The sequence below is a fragment of the Neglectibacter timonensis genome, assembly GCF_900048895.1.
Lineage (GTDB): Bacteria > Bacillota > Clostridia > Oscillospirales > Acutalibacteraceae > Acutalibacter > Acutalibacter timonensis.
The window spans coordinates 689,475-706,794 of record NZ_LT160639.1 but is presented as its reverse complement, the minus strand read 5'-3'; the positions used below and the strand labels follow the sequence as shown (position 1 = coordinate 706,794).

General features: G+C 53.9%; 13 protein-coding genes. 8 read left to right on the top strand and 5 right to left on the bottom strand.

Annotated elements, in window-relative coordinates; translation table 11 throughout:
• Positions 1-10: 10 nt before the first annotated feature.
• Entirely contained in the window at positions 11-2,941 is a 2,931-nt protein-coding gene (locus BN3911_RS08160) for a glycosyl hydrolase family 28-related protein (RefSeq protein WP_066863855.1), read from the top strand.
• A gap of 155 nt (positions 2,942-3,096) precedes the next feature.
• Here BN3911_RS08160 and BN3911_RS08155 read toward each other — a convergent pair whose 3' ends face one another.
• Positions 3,097-5,094, bottom strand: a complete 1,998-nt coding sequence (locus tag BN3911_RS08155; RefSeq protein ID WP_066863844.1) for an alpha/beta hydrolase family protein — start codon at positions 5,092-5,094, stop codon at positions 3,097-3,099.
• A gap of 309 nt (positions 5,095-5,403) precedes the next feature.
• Here BN3911_RS08155 and BN3911_RS08150 point away from each other — a divergent pair, with 309 nt between their 5' ends.
• The 5 genes from BN3911_RS08150 to BN3911_RS08130 all read left to right on the top strand — a co-directional run bounded on the left by BN3911_RS08150 (position 5,404) and on the right by BN3911_RS08130 (position 9,694).
• Positions 5,404-5,988 carry a TetR/AcrR family transcriptional regulator C-terminal domain-containing protein gene (locus tag BN3911_RS08150; RefSeq protein WP_066863841.1) on the top strand — a complete coding sequence of 195 codons (585 nt, stop codon included), beginning with the start codon at positions 5,404-5,406 and terminating at the stop codon, positions 5,986-5,988.
• Positions 5,989-6,107: 119 nt separating this feature from the next.
• Positions 6,108-6,476 carry a GntR family transcriptional regulator gene (locus BN3911_RS08145; protein ID WP_066863838.1) on the top strand — a complete coding sequence of 123 codons (369 nt, stop codon included), beginning with the start codon at positions 6,108-6,110 and terminating at the stop codon, positions 6,474-6,476.
• Positions 6,473-7,318, top strand: a complete 846-nt coding sequence (locus BN3911_RS08140; protein WP_066863835.1) for an ATP-binding cassette domain-containing protein — start codon at positions 6,473-6,475, stop codon at positions 7,316-7,318. The genes BN3911_RS08145 and BN3911_RS08140 overlap by 4 nt, the downstream gene beginning before the upstream one ends.
• 11 nt (positions 7,319-7,329) lie before the next feature.
• Entirely contained in the window at positions 7,330-8,106 is a 777-nt protein-coding gene (locus BN3911_RS08135; RefSeq protein ID WP_066863832.1) for a hypothetical protein, read from the top strand.
• Positions 8,107-8,296: 190 nt separating this feature from the next.
• On the top strand, positions 8,297-9,694 hold the full coding sequence (locus BN3911_RS08130) for an MATE family efflux transporter (protein WP_066863829.1): 1,398 nt from the start codon (positions 8,297-8,299) through the stop codon (positions 9,692-9,694).
• A gap of 279 nt (positions 9,695-9,973) precedes the next feature.
• Here the strand turns inward: BN3911_RS08130 and BN3911_RS08125 are convergent, their stop codons facing one another.
• Entirely contained in the window at positions 9,974-10,237 is a 264-nt protein-coding gene (locus BN3911_RS08125) for a hypothetical protein (protein ID WP_066863826.1), read from the bottom strand.
• Positions 10,238-10,518: 281 nt separating this feature from the next.
• Between BN3911_RS08125 and BN3911_RS08120 the strand changes: the two genes are divergently transcribed.
• Entirely contained in the window at positions 10,519-12,234 is a 1,716-nt protein-coding gene (locus BN3911_RS08120) for an oleate hydratase (protein WP_066863822.1), read from the top strand.
• Between the two features lie 73 nt (positions 12,235-12,307).
• On the opposite strand, the gene BN3911_RS08115 is transcribed toward BN3911_RS08120, so the two are convergent.
• From BN3911_RS08115 to BN3911_RS08105, 3 genes are all read right to left on the bottom strand, one after another.
• Positions 12,308-14,089: a M56 family metallopeptidase gene (locus BN3911_RS08115; RefSeq protein ID WP_066863820.1), complete on the bottom strand. Its 1,782-nt coding sequence runs from the start codon at positions 14,087-14,089 to the stop codon at positions 12,308-12,310.
• The gene (locus BN3911_RS08110; protein ID WP_066863816.1) at positions 14,086-14,463 is read right to left on the bottom strand and encodes a BlaI/MecI/CopY family transcriptional regulator; all 378 of its coding nucleotides are present in this window, start codon (positions 14,461-14,463) and stop codon (positions 14,086-14,088) included. Before BN3911_RS08110 ends, BN3911_RS08115 begins: the two co-directional genes overlap by 4 nt.
• A 219-nt stretch (positions 14,464-14,682) precedes the next feature.
• Complete coding sequence (locus tag BN3911_RS08105) at positions 14,683-16,077, bottom strand: MATE family efflux transporter (protein WP_066863813.1); 1,395 nt, start codon at positions 16,075-16,077, stop codon at positions 14,683-14,685.
• A gap of 255 nt (positions 16,078-16,332) precedes the next feature.
• Between BN3911_RS08105 and BN3911_RS08100 the strand changes: the two genes are divergently transcribed.
• Complete coding sequence (locus tag BN3911_RS08100; protein ID WP_066863810.1) at positions 16,333-17,316, top strand: ABC transporter permease; 984 nt, start codon at positions 16,333-16,335, stop codon at positions 17,314-17,316.
• Positions 17,317-17,320 lie beyond the last annotated feature (4 nt).

Sequence of the window (17,320 nt, the reverse complement as noted above, 5' to 3'; positions counted from 1 at the left end):
GTTTGTTTTGATGGAAGAATATCGCTTTGCCCGCTGTGGCTCTATATATCCACAGCAGTTTGACGATCCCAGGGCTGTTGTACTGCAGGTTGACGGCCTGACGCCGGATGAAAACGGCATCTGTGATGTGACAGATAGGCTGCAGAGTCTGCTTGACAGTGTCAAACAGCACGACCGAAGGGGGATCGTCCTGATACCAGAGGGGGTCTACTGCATCAGCCGGACCGTGTACCTGCCCCGGGCGGTACGCATGATCGGTTTCGGCAAAAGCAGGCCCCGGTTCGTGCTGAAAAAGAATACTCCTGGTTTCCAGAAGGCGCCGGAGGGAGAGAAAGGAGAGGCTGTCTACCTGTTCTGGTTCACCGGAAATATGCCTGCGGTGGAGGGGACGATTCAGGACGCCAATCCGGGAACCTTTTACAGCGCTGTTTCCAACATTGATTTTAAAATTGAGGAGGGCAATCCTGCCGCTGTGGTCCTGCGGGCGCATTTTGCCCAGCATGGGTTTGTTTCCCACTGCGTTTTCGATATCGGAGAGGGGAAAGCGGGAATATTCGATGTGGGAAATGAGATGGAAAACCTGGTGTTTTTGGGCGGGGAATACGGAATTTATACTACCAAGTGTTCTCCGGGCTGGCCATTTGTGCTGGTAGAGAGCGCCTTTAAAGGACAGAGGACGGCGGGAGTGTTATCACGGGAATGCGGGCTTACCTTCAGCCACGTTGAGTTCAGCCATATGCCTGCGGCCTGTGTCGTGGAAGATGGCTACTGGGAAAAGCTGTTTTGGAAGGATTGCGTGTTGGAACAAATTTCTGAACCCGCCCTGCAGATTTCCCGGGAGGACAACAGCTGTACACAGATCAATCTCCGGAATGTATGGTGCAGAGATGTGCCCCGGCTTATGCGGCAGAAAGACAGCGGAAGGGAAGCCAGGGGAGCAAAGGGAGCTTACTGGGTAAGCAGTCTGCTTCATGGAGATGTATTCACGCTGGGGGAGAAGGAACCTCAACGCGAAACTGTATTGGAGGCAGAGCCTGCTGGGGAAATCGCCCCTGTTTTCGACCGGGAGATTTCTGACCTTCCTCCCCAGGAGACTTGGAGAAACGTTCGGGAGTTCGGCGCAGTAGGCAATGGGGAGGTCGACGATACGGAGGCGCTTCAAAGAGCCCTGGATCAGTGTGCGGCAGTTTATCTCCCTCAGGGAACGTACCGGGTGACTGATACCCTGCACCTTCGGGAAGGCGGTGCGCTGATCGGCCTAAACCCGATCACGACCCAATTGGTGCTCTGGGAGAATACTTCGGCCTGGGCGGGAATGGGGGCGCCCAAGGCGGTGTTGGAAAGTTGCAGAGGCGGGTATAATCTCCTCAGCGGCGTGGGAATCGATACGGCTGCCCGGAACCCTAGAGCAGTGGGATGTAAGTGGATGGCGGGAAAGGGCTCCTACTGCAACGACATCAAATTTGTGGGAGGACACGGGCAGATTACGGAACAACAGGAAAACGTGCCCACCTATAACCCCTCCCGCACGGCAGACTATGATCCGGACCGGCCCTGGGACTCCCAATATTGGAGCCTGTGGATCACAGAAAACGGCGGGGGAACCTTTAAGGATATCTGGAGCGCCAGCCCCTATGCGGAGGCGGGGATATTCCTTTCGGAGACGAGTACGCCGGGCGTCATGTATCAGGTATCGGTGGAGCATCATGTACGTCATGAAATTTTAATGCGTAATGTGGAAAACTGGAAGTTCCTGGGCATCCAGACAGAGGAAGAGGTGGCTGAGAGCAGCTGGTGCCAGCCATATGAGCTGACCAACTGCCGGAAGCTTCTTTTTGCAAACTTCTATGCCTTCCGGGTGATTTGGGTAGATAATCCCTATCCCAGTGTGGTCAGGGCGTGGAACTGTCAGGAGCTGGAGTTTCTAAACTGCCACAATTTTACTCAAATGAAGTATACCATGGAGAATCTGTATCAGGACGGGAATACCGGAGAGAAGGCCGGATTCTGGCAACTGGCAAAGCTCAGCATCCCTGCGGTGGTACCGGATGGGAGACTTCCCACAGAAAAAGGGTTACTCCGGAAACTGACAGGGGGGCTGGACTGTGTAGACGCTCTCTGTGAAGACGGGAAAGGCAACCTCTATCTCTGTGATTCCCGCCTGAAGCGGATCTATCGCTGGGATCCGGAAAGCCAGCGGCTCACCCTGTTGACCTCTCTGCATTTTCGGCCTCTCTCCCTGGCCTGTGATACGCAGGGAAGGTTGCTGGTGGTTACAGAATACAAGCCGGTGAAGGGTTCTGTAGTAAACGGCAGAGAGGAGCTTTCCACAGATGAATTTGAGGGCAGGGACGGAGGAGGCTGTTACTATCCGTTTTTCAGTATGGACCGGCGTGTCCGGGTGGCTGTTATGGATCCGGATTATCCGGAAGATTCCCTCGCCGTTCTGCCCGTAGTCCCTATTGAGGAAGTAAACCCCCAGGTCCTCTGGTATCCGGCCAACCAGTGGAGGGACAGCGGAGATATGATGTCTTCCTTCTCACAAAGGGATACCCATTGTTATCCGGCACCGGACGGAAAAACTGCAGTAGTTCACAATCCGGCGCTGGCTAGAGCGGTGGGGCTGACACCCATACTGCCGGGGAAAGAAATTTTCCTGGTGGATGAATACAGCAAATGTGTTGTGGAGGTCCACGCAGAGGAAAATTTTACCCTGACCAACCCCAGAATCAGCATTCAGCGCGGGGAATACAGCTGTGCCGTAGCAGAGGATGGGACGCTGTATGTGCCGGACTGCCTGCTCTATGAATGCCGGAAAGGGAAGAAACAGAGAGCAATTCTTATGGAAGACCGTCCTTCTGCTGTGTTGATAGCGGGCAGGGAAAAGGAGTATCTTTATATCACGGCACGCTGTGGATTTTATGCCCTGAGGCTGAAATGAGCGGTCCTTCAGCGGAAAAAAACGGAATAGGAAGCGCGTTCTGCATGAGAGCGGCGTTTGTACCAAGATAGCCAACGCTGTAAAAACAGCCGGCTTCGCGGTTTTGTTTCCGCGAAGCCGGCTGTTGCTTTCAGTGTGGAGCTGTAAGATTTTCTTTACAGATGGGAATCAAACCAAGCGGTTATCTCCTTCAGCCGCCGGATGCGGTGAAGAGGCTTGCCGCTGCGGCTGAGCTCATGGTTCTCCCCGCGGAATACGCACATCCTCGTTTCCACGCCCAGCTGCTGCAGAGCTGCGTACATCTGATACCCCTCCGACAGGGGGCAGCGGTAGTCCTCGTCGCTGTGTATAAACAGGGTAGGGGTAGTGCAGCGATCCAAATACTGCAGGGGAGAGTGAAGCCACAATTTTTCCATGCTGTTCCAGACATTACCCTTTTTGCCAAGGCCCATTTGGTCTTTTGCAAAATCGTCGCCAATGTCGGAAGTGAAACCGAAGCCGATCCAATTGGCGATGGAACGCTGGGAGGCTGCCGCCGCAAAACGGTCTGTGTGGCCGATGATCCAGTTGGTCATGAACCCGCCATAGCTGCCGCCGGTGACTGCCAGACGCTTTTTGTCCAGCTGGGGGTATTTGGTTTGTACCTCGTCGCAGAAGGCCATGATATCATCGTAGTCAATGGAGCCATATTTCCCTCTCAGGTCCGCAAATTCATTGCCGCGGCCGTCCCCGCCCCGGGGATTGCAGAAAAATACAAAATATCCTTCATTGGCCCAGAACTGCATTTCATGGTAAAATACTTCCCCATATACGGTTTTCGGGCCGCCATGGATATCCAGAATGCCGGGATAGCTTTTCTTGGGGTCAAAATCACGGGGCTTTAACACCCAGCCGTCCAAATCAACGCCGTCATTTACAAAGGAGAGCTTTTCCGGAATGGCGACATAGACGTTTTCCAATATGCCGCGGTTGAAGCCGGTGAGCGGAACAAGCTCTTTCTGCCGCAGGGAGCAGGTATAGAGTTCCTGCAGCTTCATATCCTGCATACCGACGAAATACAGCTGTCCGTTCCAGATGTCCAGACAGTCTACCGAACCCTCCCGTTCCAATACGGGGGTGAGAACGCCGGACCCATCCAAGCAGTATATGTGAGAGGCGTTGCGGATAGTGGCAATGAAATAGAGCCGTCCGTCCGCCATCTTCCAGGAAGAGCCGTCTCCCAGCCGGCAGTCGCTTCCCACGGAAGACCCCACAGCATCCTCAAAGGGGGCGAACAGGGAAACCGCTCCTGTCTCAGGATTCAGCTGGTAAAATTGTGCGTTTTCATTGCTGCCATAGCGTTTCTGGTCGGTTCCGAGAAACAGGATTTGCTCTCCCTGCCAAAAGGCATCGTAAATTTCATAGGTACGGGCGGGCAGCAGAGAGCGTGATTTCCCCGCGGCAATGTCATAAACAAAGATACCCTGCTTGTTTTTCCGTTTAGTGGCGTAGCTTTCCCCGGTGTAGAGGATCTTCTCCCGGGATTCATCCAGCCGGGCAGAACCTGCTGCAAAGGTTTCCGGAGTGATCCGGGTCAGGGAACCGGAGTTCTCATGATAGAGGAACAGGGCGGTGCGCCGCTTGTTGATGAAACCCTGACCGTTGAAATAAAAGGGAAGTTCATCCAGAACATGGTAGTCCTCTTTTTTCTCCGCCAACAGGGCTTCTTTTGCCTTTCCGCTTAACGTATAGGCCTTGGAGTAACGCATGTCCCAGTCCGCCTGCAGCAGATAAACGCCCTCACGGACCTTTTCGAGAGGGGTCACGGAAAGGGGGACGGAAAAAGCTTCCTCCGCTTCGCCGCCGTGAAGGCTGATACGGTAGAAGTCCGTCCGCTCCTCCCCGGCCTCTCTCTTCTTTTTCCCTTCTTCACTGCGGGAGGAGGTGAAAAGCAGGGTGTCTGCGCTGTCCCAGAGAAAAGCGCCGGTTTTGCCGTCCCCGGTCAGGCGCAGGGGCGCATCCCTGTCTTTCAGAACCCAGAGATCGCGGAGATACCCGTTTTCTCCGGTGTCGGCTTTGGCGCAGAGAAAAGCAGGGGTCCCGTCCTCGGGTGCGCAGGCCAGACCGGAGAGAAAAGTGTATTTTGTAAAGGCATCCAGCGATAAACGTTCCATAGAAATCCATCCCTTCTGAAATGATCGGTATTTTCTATATTATAGAGCCGGACGGCCCAGGCTGCAAGCCGGGCGGAGAATACTTCTCCCACGTCCGGCTGCAGCGTCCTTGTTGGGAGGAAAGGGGGAGTCTGACAAAAAGAGCTTCCTGGATTTGTAACTAACAGGCCTTTTCAGCATCCTTATAAAATCCTTCCTGTTATCCCCGGAACTATGTTACAATAATAATAAGGCCGCAGCGCGAGGGAGGCTGTTTGTCTCATTCGTGTGAAAGCCGTCAGGAACCATATTTTGGAAAGGATGCACAGCATGTCGGACTCCATGATTACCAAGAGGGCGTTGGCCGCCTCCCTGAAAGAACTGGTTCGGAGAAAAAGCTTCGAAAAAATCTCAGTTGCCGATATCACCGGAGGCTGCGGGCTGGGGAGGCAGGCTTTTTACTACCATTTTCAAGACAAATTTGAGCTCTTGAATTGGATTTATTATCAGGAGGCTTTTGCAGAGCTCTGCGAGGGGATCACTTTTGAAAACTGGCCCGAGCACATGTACGGCCTGTTCCGGATTATGCAGGAGGACGCCGCCTTTTACCGCAATACTGTCGGCTCCCAGCCGGAGGATTTTACGGAATATCTGGAAAGCGTGACTTCTGCGCTTTTTCTGGAAGCTATCGAAAAGCTGGACGAACAGAAGCGGATTCCCGGGAGGAAGAAGGAATTTTACGCCCGGTTCTATGCCCACGGCTGCAGTGGTACAGTGCTGGAATGGGTGAGGGGAGGCATGAAACTGTCCGCCCGGGAATTGGCTGACGACCTGTACAGCTTGGCAAAGGACAGCGAAAAGGTGGCTTTCCGCCTTTACAGTGAGGAAATTTCCAACAGGGATGAAATGAAGTGAGTGGAAAAGGCCGGCTTCACTCTTTTAAAAAAGGGGCTTGACAAAGCTCCTTTTTTTCTGTACACTTATGTTTGTTAATTACTTGACTAGTTAACCATAAAAGAAAAGGAGGCGATCCCGTGCAAATTGATTTTGACTCTGAGCGGCCGATTTTTCAACAGATTGCGGATGGCCTGGAGGATGCAATCCTATCTGGGGTATTTCCTGAGGGGTCGCAGATTCCGTCCATTACAGAGTTTTCCGTCACCTACAAGATCAACCCGGCCACCGCGCTGAAGGGGATCAACTTGCTGGTGGATGAAAATATCGTGTATAAAAAAAGGGGGCTTGGCATGTTTGTAACCGAGGGGGCGGCAGAAAAGCTTCGCCAAAAACGGAAGGAAAGCTTCTATGAAAATTTTATTAAGGCAATGGTGGAAGAAGCCAAGCGCCTTGAGATCAGCCGGGAAGAGCTGAAAGCAATGATGGAAAGGGGTTTTGAGGGATGAACGGCATTGAGATCAGGCAGGTTTTTAAGCGATATGGAGCAGTACAGGCTCTGTCAAACGTGAATATCTGTTTTGGGGAACAGAAAATTTACGGTCTGCTGGGCCGTAACGGAGCGGGAAAATCCACTTTGCTCAACGTGGCGGCAAACCGCATTTTTGCCGATGGAGGAGAAGTGCTGGTGGACGGGGAACGGGCGGCGGAAAACGACCGGGCTCTTTCCAAACTATATTTGATGAGCGAGAAAACCTATTATCCTGAAAACATGAAGGTGGGAACAGCCTTCCGCTGGGCAAAAAATTTCTATCCGGAATTTGACGAAGAGTATGCCAGAAATCTGGCGGGCAGCTTTGTGTTGAACACAAGCAGCCGTATCAGTGCCCTCTCTACCGGCTATCTGTCCATTTTCAAGCTGGTGATGGCTCTGTCGGTGAACGTGCCTTATGTGTTGTTGGATGAGCCGGTGCTAGGTCTGGACGCCAACCACAGGGAACTTTTCTACCGCATCCTCCTGGCCAAATATGGGGAAAAGCCATTTACTGTAGTGCTTTCCACCCATCTTATAGAAGAGGTGGCTTCCATCATCGAGGACGTGGTGATTCTCAAGGAGGGAAAGGTGATCCGGAACGAGTCACGGGAGGAGCTGCTCTCCAAAGGTTATACGGTATCCGGCGGCGCCCGGGCGGTAGAGGACTACCTGAGGGGGCGGGAGGTTTTAGGTGTGGACGCCATAGGTGGCCTGCGCACCGCCTATGTGCTGGGAAAACCGGACCGCTCCAACCCGGAGTTGGAGTTTTCCGGCCTGGATCTGCAGAAGCTGTTTATTCAATTGACGGGAATGTGAGGGAGAAAGCGATGAAGGTATTTGCATCGTTCCGCTATCAGCTGGCGGATCAGAAAAGAGGAATTCTGACCTACTACGGGGTGCTGCTAGGGTTTTACGTGCTGTTTGAGATTCTTTTTGTGGTGGCGGCCGTGGGTGAAGATGTGAACGGCTCCACTACAAACGGTATTACTGCGGTTACGGCGGTTTACGTGTTTGTGGCGTCACTCTGCTCTTTTAAGGACAATTTTGGGATGTCCCTGCAGAATGGAGTCTCCCGGCGCAGCACGTTTCTGGCCCGGCTTTGCACGGCGGGGGCCATGTGCGCGGTTATGGCTGTGGCGGATGAGCTGGTCACCATTCTGGCCCCTCTGCCCAGTAGGCTGATGGGCATTGAAATGGGCTCCATGAGTCTCATGGAGAATCTGTATTTCAGCGCTGCGGGGGCCTGGCAGGCGGGCGCGTTTCTGCTGCATCTCTGTTCCGCCGCCTTCGGCTTTTTTATGCTGCTGGCTGCGGCGGGTTTGGGTTATCTGATCACCACCCTCTTTTACCGGCTGAACAAGCTGGGGAAAATTCTGGTGGGAGCCGGTGTTCCGGTGCTGGTCTTCTTCGGCCTGCCGGCGCTGGAATTATTGGATCAGTTTATTAGTAACGGGGCGGTGATAAAGGCTGTGTCAGGTTTTTTTGCCGTAGTGTTTCAATTTGCCTTTGGCCAGCCGCAGAATACGGCTCTCACCTGTCTGGTTTTGTTTGCGGCCATGAGCGGGCTTTCCTGGCTGCTCATGCGCCGTGCAGTGGTCAAGTGATTTTTCATCAGGAAGGGAAACCGGAAAGCAAATGCTGCTTTCCGGTTTTTTATTGGGAACATATAAAAAAATCTTCCGTAACTTCATCGTTTTGAACAAAGTATTTCCTCTGATTTTATGATATAATGAAACGAAAATTATTTAGTGAAATGGGAATGAAACCCATTTGGGGAAAGGAAGAAAAAGATTTATGGCAGGTAAGCTTTCTGCGATGTTCGGCGCGCAGGATATGACAAAGGGGAGCCCGGCGAGCAACCTGATCAAATTTTCAGTGCCTTTGCTGATCGGCAATTTGGCTCAGCAGCTCTACAGCACGGTAGACTCTATCGTGGTGGGAAATTATGTGGGAGACGGGGCGCTGGCCGCGGTGGGGGCCAGCGGCCCGATTTTAAACCTGCTTCTGGTGCTGTTCATGGGCATCTCTGTGGGTGCAGGCATTATGGTGTCCCAATACTTTGGGGCCAAGGAAAAGCAGAAGCTTTCAGATACGGTGGGCACCACTATCACGGCTACTCTAATCTCATCCATATTCATCATGATTGTGGGGCCGCTGGTTTCCCCCCTTTTGCTCAGCGCACTGCAGACGCCAAGTGATATTTATCAGATGTCCTGTGACTATCTGGTCATCATGTTTGCGGGCATCATGGGCTCTGCGTTTTACAACATCATTTCCGGCATCCTCCGTGGATTGGGGGATTCCTTTATGCCGCTGATTTTTCTGATTGTGGCGTGCGGGCTCAATATCGGTTTGGATATTTGGTTTGTGGCCGGGTTTGGCTGGGGCGTGGCCGGTGTAGCCTGGGCCACTATCATCGCCCAGGCAATTTCCGCCGTGCTCTGCCTGATAAAGCTGTTTCGGATGCACGATATCCTGGTGATCAAATGGAAAACACTTCGCCCCAAGAAGGTGCTTCTGGGCCAGCTGGTCCGGCTTGGGCTTCCCAGCGGACTGACCCAGGCGATTTTCTCCCTGGCTATGATCATTGTGCAGTCGTTGACCAACAGCTTCGGTACAGCGGTTATCGCGGCAAATACTGTGGTGATGCGTGTGGACGGCTTTGCCATGATGCCGAACTTCACCTTCGGTACCGCCATGACTACCTTTGCCGGACAGAATATCGGCGCCGGCAGGCTGGACCGGGTGGAAAAGGGCACTAAGGACGGAATGAAGCTGGGCGTTTCCGTTTCCGTTGTGCTGGTGGGCCTGATCCTTCTGTTTGGCCGGTACTTAATGCAGCTGTTTACGAAAACCCCCGAGGTGATTGCCCTGGGTACCAGGATGTTGTTTATCCTGGCGGTGGGTTATGTGGCCATGGCGGTCACGCAGATTTTCTCCGGCGTCATGCGCGGCGCGGGGGACACTATGACACCCATGTGGATTTCCATCATCACTACGGTGATTATCCGGATGCCCATTGCCTACGGCCTTGAGGCGCTCACCCGTCCTGCGGGCGGAGCGATGGGAAGCGGCGCGCCGGACTGCCTGTTCATCTCCCTGCTGATCTCCTGGGTGCTGGGCGCGGTACTCACCGGATTTGCCTACCGGATGGGAAAGTGGAAGAAAAAGTCCATTGTGAAACGTGATTAGAATATCCTGTCCCCTGCAGGTTAAAACAATGCAGGGGACGACGAGAAGGCCGGGCTGAATCATTCAGCCCGGCCTTTCAGTCTGTCGATAAACGTAAGAGCCAACGCCTTCGGAGGGAGGAAGGGTGTGGGAGGGAACCGTCAGGGTTCCTCTCCCGCGTTGATTCAGAAACAAGTTTGCACAGGGAGAAGCCTTCTGAGAAAACTATTTCTTCCCTGCAAACTTGTTCAGCTTGGCGAAATGCTCTTTTTCGACAAGCTGAAGGCCGGGCTGAATCATTCAGCCCGGCCTTTGGCTGGAATTTGGAAAGAAGAATTGCTGAACCAGGCTGAGCGCCTCTTTTTCATTGCCCTCCCGGATAAAGCGGGCCATCCCCGATAGGAACAGGGTTTCCTCTTCCGGAACCAGGTTTCGGTGCGTGAGCACACAGGCCAGCTCTGTAACATTGCGGGCGGTCCGCTCTGGATCTCTCTTCGCTGTGCGCAGCAGATGGACCACCGCGGTTTTTACCATTGCTTCCTTGACAGGGCTGTCGGCTGCCATGAACGTTTCCCTCCTCTCATCCTATCTCAGGATACCGCTTTCCGCTGTTCCTGTGTATAGACAAAAGCCTGATATTGTCACATTTTGCGACAATGAATTTCAGCTGTATGTTTTTTGTACAGCGTGAAAAACCTGTCTAATGATTTCTAAGATTTCCCATGGTAGAATGAAGCCAGCTTCCGGGGACAGCGGCGCTGGTTCCCGGAAAAGCGTCAGAAACGAGGACGGATTGCGCATCGATTCGTGCCGAAACAAATATCAGGGAAGAAAGGGAACCGACTATGAAAAAACTTGGTAAGATTCTTGCAGTGGGCGCGGCAGGGGCCGCAGCGGCAGCGGTTGTTAACGCTGGGAGAAAAAAGGCGGAGGCTGAAACGAGACGCATAGCGGACGAAGAGGTCAAAAGCCGGGACTATGGAGAACGGAAGGTTTATCTGGTAGGCGGGGGTCTGGCTTCTCTGGCAGCTGCCGCATACCTGGTGCGCGACTGCAGTTTTCCAGGAGAAAATATCACAATTTACGAGGGGATGAAGCTCCTGGGCGGTTCCAACGACGGTGCGGGCAGCGTGGAGCAGGGCTTTGTCTGCCGTGGCGGCCGGATGCTCAATGAGGAGACCTATGAAAATTTCTGGGAGCTCTTTTCCTCTGTTCCCAGCATAGAACAGCCCGGCAGGAGTGTGACGGAGGAAATACTCAATTTTGACCATGCCCATCCCACCTGCGCTCACGCCCGGCTCATCGACCGCAATGGGGTGATCCAGGATGTGCACAGTATGGGTTTCAGCAACGGCGACCGTCTGGCTTTGGGGAAGCTGATGATCACACCCGAGGAACAGCTGGACGGCCTGACGATTGAAGATTGGTTCCAGGGTACGCCCCATTTCTTTACCACCAATTTCTGGTATATGTGGCAGACTACCTTTGCCTTCCAGAAATGGTCCAGCCTGTTTGAATTCCGACGCTATATGCGCAGGATGATCTTTGAATTCTCCCGAATCGAGACGTTGGAAGGCGTTACCCGTACCCCCTACAACCAATATGAGAGCGTGATCCTGCCGCTGAAAGCTTATCTTGACAATCACGGCGTCAGATTTGTGACGGATACCACGGTGACGGATATCGATTTCAAGCCTGACAGCACCATTACCGCCACAGCGCTGCATCTAAAGGATTCGGTGGGGGAAGAGCGGACCATAGAGCTGGGAGAGGGCGACCTGTGTATCATGACCAATGCCTGCATGACGGATTCCGCTACCCTGGGGGATTACAGCACCCCGGCTCCCGCCCCGGAGGAAAAGCCTATATCCGGCGAGCTCTGGAGCAAGGTGGCTTCGAAAAAGCCCGGCCTCGGAGACCCGCGGCCCTTCTTTGGAAACATGCACGAAACCAATTGGGAGAGCTTCACTGTGACCTTGAAGGGGAACCGGCTGCTGAAGATGATAGAAAACTATTCTGGCAACATCCCGGGCTCGGGCGCTCTGATGACGTTTAAGGATTCTTCCTGGCTGATGAGCCTCGTGGTTGCGGCGCAGCCCCATTTCCGGGCACAGGATGTAAATACCACCATTTTCTGGGGTTACGGCCTCTACACCGATCAGCTGGGCGACTATGTGAAAAAACCCATGAAGGACTGCACCGGCGAGGAACTGCTTTATGAGCTTATCTGCCATCTCCATTGGCAGGACCGCTGGGAGGAAATCAAAAAAGATGTGATCAATGTGATTCCCTGCTTCATGCCCTATGTGGACGCCCAGTTCCAGCCCCGCAAGATGACGGACCGCCCTGCTGTGGTGCCGGAGGGCAGCACAAACTTTGCCATGATCAGCCAGTTTGTGGAGATTCCGGAAGACATGGTGTTTACCGAAGAATATTCGGTACGCGCCGCCCGCATTGCAGTCTATACGCTGATGGAAATTACCAAACCCATCTGTCCAGTCACACCCTATGTCCGTGACCCCAGGGTTCTGAAAAAGGCTCTGGAAACCACCTACCGATAATTGGAACGCCCTGAGGACAGCTTGTACAGCCGTCTTCAGGGCGTATGTTTTTGCCTCCATATTCTGTGTTCTATCAGGGAGAAACGTCCTCGTTTTCCGCAGAGACGCTGTCCTGGATGAGCAGCCGGAGCTTCTCTATCTCCTGTTCCAGTGCCTCCGCTTCCTGATACAGTATACGGCGCTGCAGCTCAGCGCTGTTCAGCTCCGTTTTCAGCGTGCCCATGCGGCTTTCCTCTGCAGTTTCCAGGTCGGAAGCCAGAACCTCTATGCGCGCCTCGTAAGAACTGAACTCCGCCTGAAGTTCAGCCAGCTTTTCCTCCCGAGCCTCCAAATCTCTTTTCCATGCTTCCTGCTCTTCATCCTGCAGCCCTGTTTCCTCCATGGCAGAGCGAAAAAAGTACTGCTGCAGGCTGCCGACCTCCTCTCCCAACAGGAAGGAGGTCAGCTTGCCTTCCGACTCCTGTACGGATACGGGGATTTCAAAATCCTGCGATGCGCCTGAAGGCAGCAGCACCGCTCTCACAGTGGCGGTCCAGCTGCGGGCGTCTGTTTCCGCAGGCAGACGCTCCGCCTTAACTAGGCGCAGTTCTCCCTGCCCGGCAAATGATTGAAAGAACCATTGGGAAGCAGCCCTCTGCAGGAAACGGGCATAAGCCTCTTCTGTAAAATAGTCTGCCGGAAAACGGGCTTGATAGTATTGCTCCAAAGCCTCGTCTATTGCGGGGTTAGAAGTCATCGTGGGATAGTCTCCGTTGGGAAGCGGGGTGACGGAGGGGGCGGGAAGCGCCATGATCTCCAGGAGCTCGCTGTCCTGGCAGTCGAACAGCAGGCTGAGAAGCTCTGCGGTGTGGAAATCAGTCTCGTCCTCCGCACCCATCATTTCATAATTATGATTGGAACTTTCGGGGACTTCGGGCTGAATCGGGTTTGCGGAGCAGGCCGCAGCCGTCAGCAGACAGGCAATGACGGCCATAATGGAGACGAAAGCTCCGGTTCTGCGGTAGGTGAGCACGTTCTTGATCCGCTCCCGGAGGCCCGTCTCTCCGAAGGAAAGGGGATTGGGAGCAGGAAATCTGCGGTTTGATCCGAAGGAGAGCAGGGAGAGGCTGTATTCGCGGCGCAGATCGCCGCCCAGGGTTTCCAGCACCTTTTCGTCGCAACTCATCTCCATATCTCTGGACAAGAGGACAAAAGCCAGCCATACCAGGGGATTCAACCAATGCAGGCACAGAAGGGAGAAGGCCAGCGGCTTGATGAGATAGTCACGGCGTCTGATGTGATACTCTTCATGACAAAGCACGTATTTCTGCCGACCGGCGTCCAAACCAAAGGGCAGGTAGATTTTTGGCCGGAAAAATCCCAGCACAAACGGAGATCGGATAGCGTCGCACTCATAAACGTACGGGCGAAGCATTACGGCAGCGCGCACCCGCAGGCAGATTTTCCGGTAACTGAACACAGCTGCGGCCAGCATCAGCACAACGCCCAGCATCCATATAAGGCTGAGTATGGCAACAGAATCGGGACCCGGATCCGGAATCCCGGAAACCATGCCAGGATATGTGAGCGGCTGGGCCGGATCTCCGGCAGGGGAGACAGCCGGCAGGTAGCTCATCCTGGTGACAGGGCCTGCGCTGTGTACGGTCCCTGCGGAGGAAAAGGAAAAAATACTGAAGACCGCGGAGAAGGAAAAAGGGCAGATGAGTCGAAAGGCTGCGGCGGCCCACAGCCAGTAAGAAAACTTTTTCGGGGCCCGTTTCAGCAGGAACCGCAGGAAACAGATTACGGCGATCACAAGGGAGGAGGTCAGGCTCATGCTGAGCAGCTGCAGAAAAATCTCACGGAGGGCGGTCATGATGTCCCGCCTCCCTTCCGGGTGTGTTGGTCGATCAGTTCTTTGAGTTCCCGAGCCTCCTGCTCGGAAACGGGCCTGCCGCCCAGAAATGCGGTGAGAAAGCCAGGCAGGGATCCCTCGAAGACATGCTCGACAAAATGCCCGCTCTGGTAAACCTGTACTTTTTCTTTGGGAATGCAGGCGGATACCACAGTGTTTTCATTCCTGACAAAGCCCCGCTCACAGAGCTTGCGCAGCACTGTATAGGTGGTGGACTTCTTCCAGCCCAGCCTTTCCCGGCACAACTCCACAAGCTTTCCGGAGGGGAGGGGCTCTGCCTCCCAAACCAGCAGCATAAAACGATAGTCGCTTTCGCAGAGTTTCAGGTCTTTCATACAGACGCCCCCTACTTTAAATTTTGTCAGGTTTGTTATTATAAACCCAGTCTTTGATTTTAGTTTATAATAATAAACCAAGATTGTCAAGAGGAGAAGAAAACTCTCTGGAAAATAATTTGGAGACAGCTGGAACCCGGGGCAGAACGGGAAAGCGCGCCCAAAAACAAGGGAACAATCCTTGCTTTGGGGCGCGCTTGTAATGTCACAAAGAAGACCTTACACGGCTGTGGCTTTTTCCCGCTCTTTGCGTACCATCTCACGCCAGATGGTCAGCAGCATGGTGAGGTAGCAGGCGGCGCCGCCGATAAAGTTGGAAATGGGTTCCGCCAGGAACACGCCGTCCACGCCCAGGCCGAAGAGCCGGGGCAGCAGCAGCGTGAGGGGGATAACGATGACCGCCTTGCGCAGCAGGGAGAAGAATACGGCCTGCTTGGAACGGCCCAGCGCTACGGCAGAGGACTGCCCAGCATTCTGAAGGGACATCATAAAGAAGCCGAAGAAGTAGATGTGCATGGCGGGCACACAGGCCTCCCGCAGTGCGGCTTCCTCGGTAAAAATGGCGATGAAGGGCTGTGGGGCCACGAAGAGAATCAACCAAACCAGCGTAGTGTAAAGCACGCAGAGAATGGACATAAACTTGATTCCCTTTCGCACTCTCCGGTATTCTTCTGCGCCGTAGTTGAACCCGATGACCGGCTGGGCCGCGCTGGTCAGGCCGCTGATGGGTGTGGAGACCACCTCGCGCACCGAGTTGAGCACGGTCATCACGCCCACGTACAGATCCCCGCCGAAAAGCTGCAGGGTGGAATTGCAGACGATCTGCACGGCGCTATTGGTCACCGCCATGATAAAGCCGGAAAAACCCAGGGCGCAGATCCGGCCGACAAGCCGCCACTGCAGGCGCATGGCGGAGCGTTCCAGACGGATCACCGCTTTTCTGCCGCGGAGAAAGGAGACTGCCCACAGGGCGGAGACAAACTGGGCGATCACCGTGGCAATGGCGGCACCCTGCACTCCCAGATTCAGCACAAAGATAAACAGCGGGTCCAGCGCGATGTTGACCACGGCGCCCAGCAGCACGGTCATCATCCCCTTGCGGCCGAAGCCCTGGGCATTGATAAAGTTGTTCATTCCCAGCCCCACCATCACAAACAGGCTGCCGCAGAGATAGATGGTGATGTAGCCGTCCGCGTAAGGGAAGGTGATGTCGCTGGCGCCAAAGGCGTAAAGCAGCGGCTTTTTGAACAGCAGGATGACTGCCATAAGGGCAAGGCCCGTATAGAGGAGCATGGCAAATGTGTTCCCCATGATCCGTTTTGCCTTTTCCGCGTCCCCTTTCCCTCTCTCGATGGAGAAGAGCGGTGAGCCGCCCATTCCGAACAGGTTTGCGAAAGCGGTGATGATGGTGAGGATGGGAAAGGTGATGCCCACCCCGGTAAGGGCATCCGCCCCCACGCCGGGAATATGCCCCAGATACATCCGGTCCACCACGCTGTAAAGCACATGGATGAGCTGGGCCACTGTCATGGGCACTGCCAGCCTCAGAATGTTTTTGGCCACGCTGCCCCGGGAAAAATCACTGTTTTGCGATTGCGCTGCCGTCTCTCTCACCGTCTTTCCCTCTCCGGGAAGGGAAACGCCGTCTCCCGCCCGGAGCTGAAGTTATGTTCCATATTATACAGGATGTGGGGGGAAAATACAACGGCCGCCCGGCGGGCTTTTGGCTCGGTTTGGGAAAAGCTATAATTTTTACAGCTTTTCTGCATAATTTGTGTCTGGATTTCAGGACGGGGAATTCGTAGAATGTAGACACAAGGAGCAAGTGTCTGGTTACCGGCATTTGAAATAAAAAGAGGAGGCGCGGCTATGGCTGCCGGATTGGAACAGGGGCGCTCTGCGCACCGAAAGGGCTGGAAAAATTTTTTCTGGAAGGTACATAAGAATAAAACTTTTTTGCTGATGCTGCTTCCCGGAACGGTTTTGATGCTGATTTTTAATTATCTGCCTATGGCGGGAACCCTGATGAGCTTCAAAAAAATGCAGTTTTTCAGCGACAATATCTTTACCAACTTTATGGAGAGCGAATGGGTTGGCCTGAAGAATTTTGAGTTTTTCTTTAAGACCCCGGATGCCTTCCGTATCACCCGGAACACGGTATGCTACAACCTGGTGTTCATTTTCGTGGGGCTGGTTGCGGCCATTGCATTGGCAATCGGGCTCAACGAGCTGATCAGCAAAAGGCTGAGTAAAATTTTTCAAACCACCTTTATGCTGCCCTACTTTCTTTCCTGGGTTGTGGTCAGTTACATCGTCTATTCTTTCCTGAACCCGGAATCCGGTATTGTGAACCGGATGATCCTGCCGGCACTGGGGATCGAACCGATCAGCTGGTATACCGAGCTGGCCCCCTGGCCCTATCTTCTGGTGTTCCTGAACCTCTGGAAGTATACCGGGTACAATTCCGTGGTGTATTTGGCGGCTCTCTCCGGCATCGACCAGGAGCTCTATGAGGCTGCCAGCATCGACGGGGCCGGCAAGCTGAAACAGATCATCCACATCACCCTGCCGCATCTGGTGCCGGTGATGACGATCCTCACCATCCTCAGCATGGGTAAAATTGTGCAGGGAGATTTCGGGCTGTTTTATTTTGCCACTTCCCAGTTGGGAAACGGAGCCCTGAAGCCGGTGGCCGACGTGCTGGATACCTATGTGTATCAGACCCTGATGAACACCGGAGACCTGGGCATGTCCGCCGCCGCCAGCCTCTATCAGTCTGTGATTGGATTCATACTGGTGCTTACCACCAATTTGTTCGTCAACAAGCTCAATCCCGACAACGCATTGTTTTAGGAGG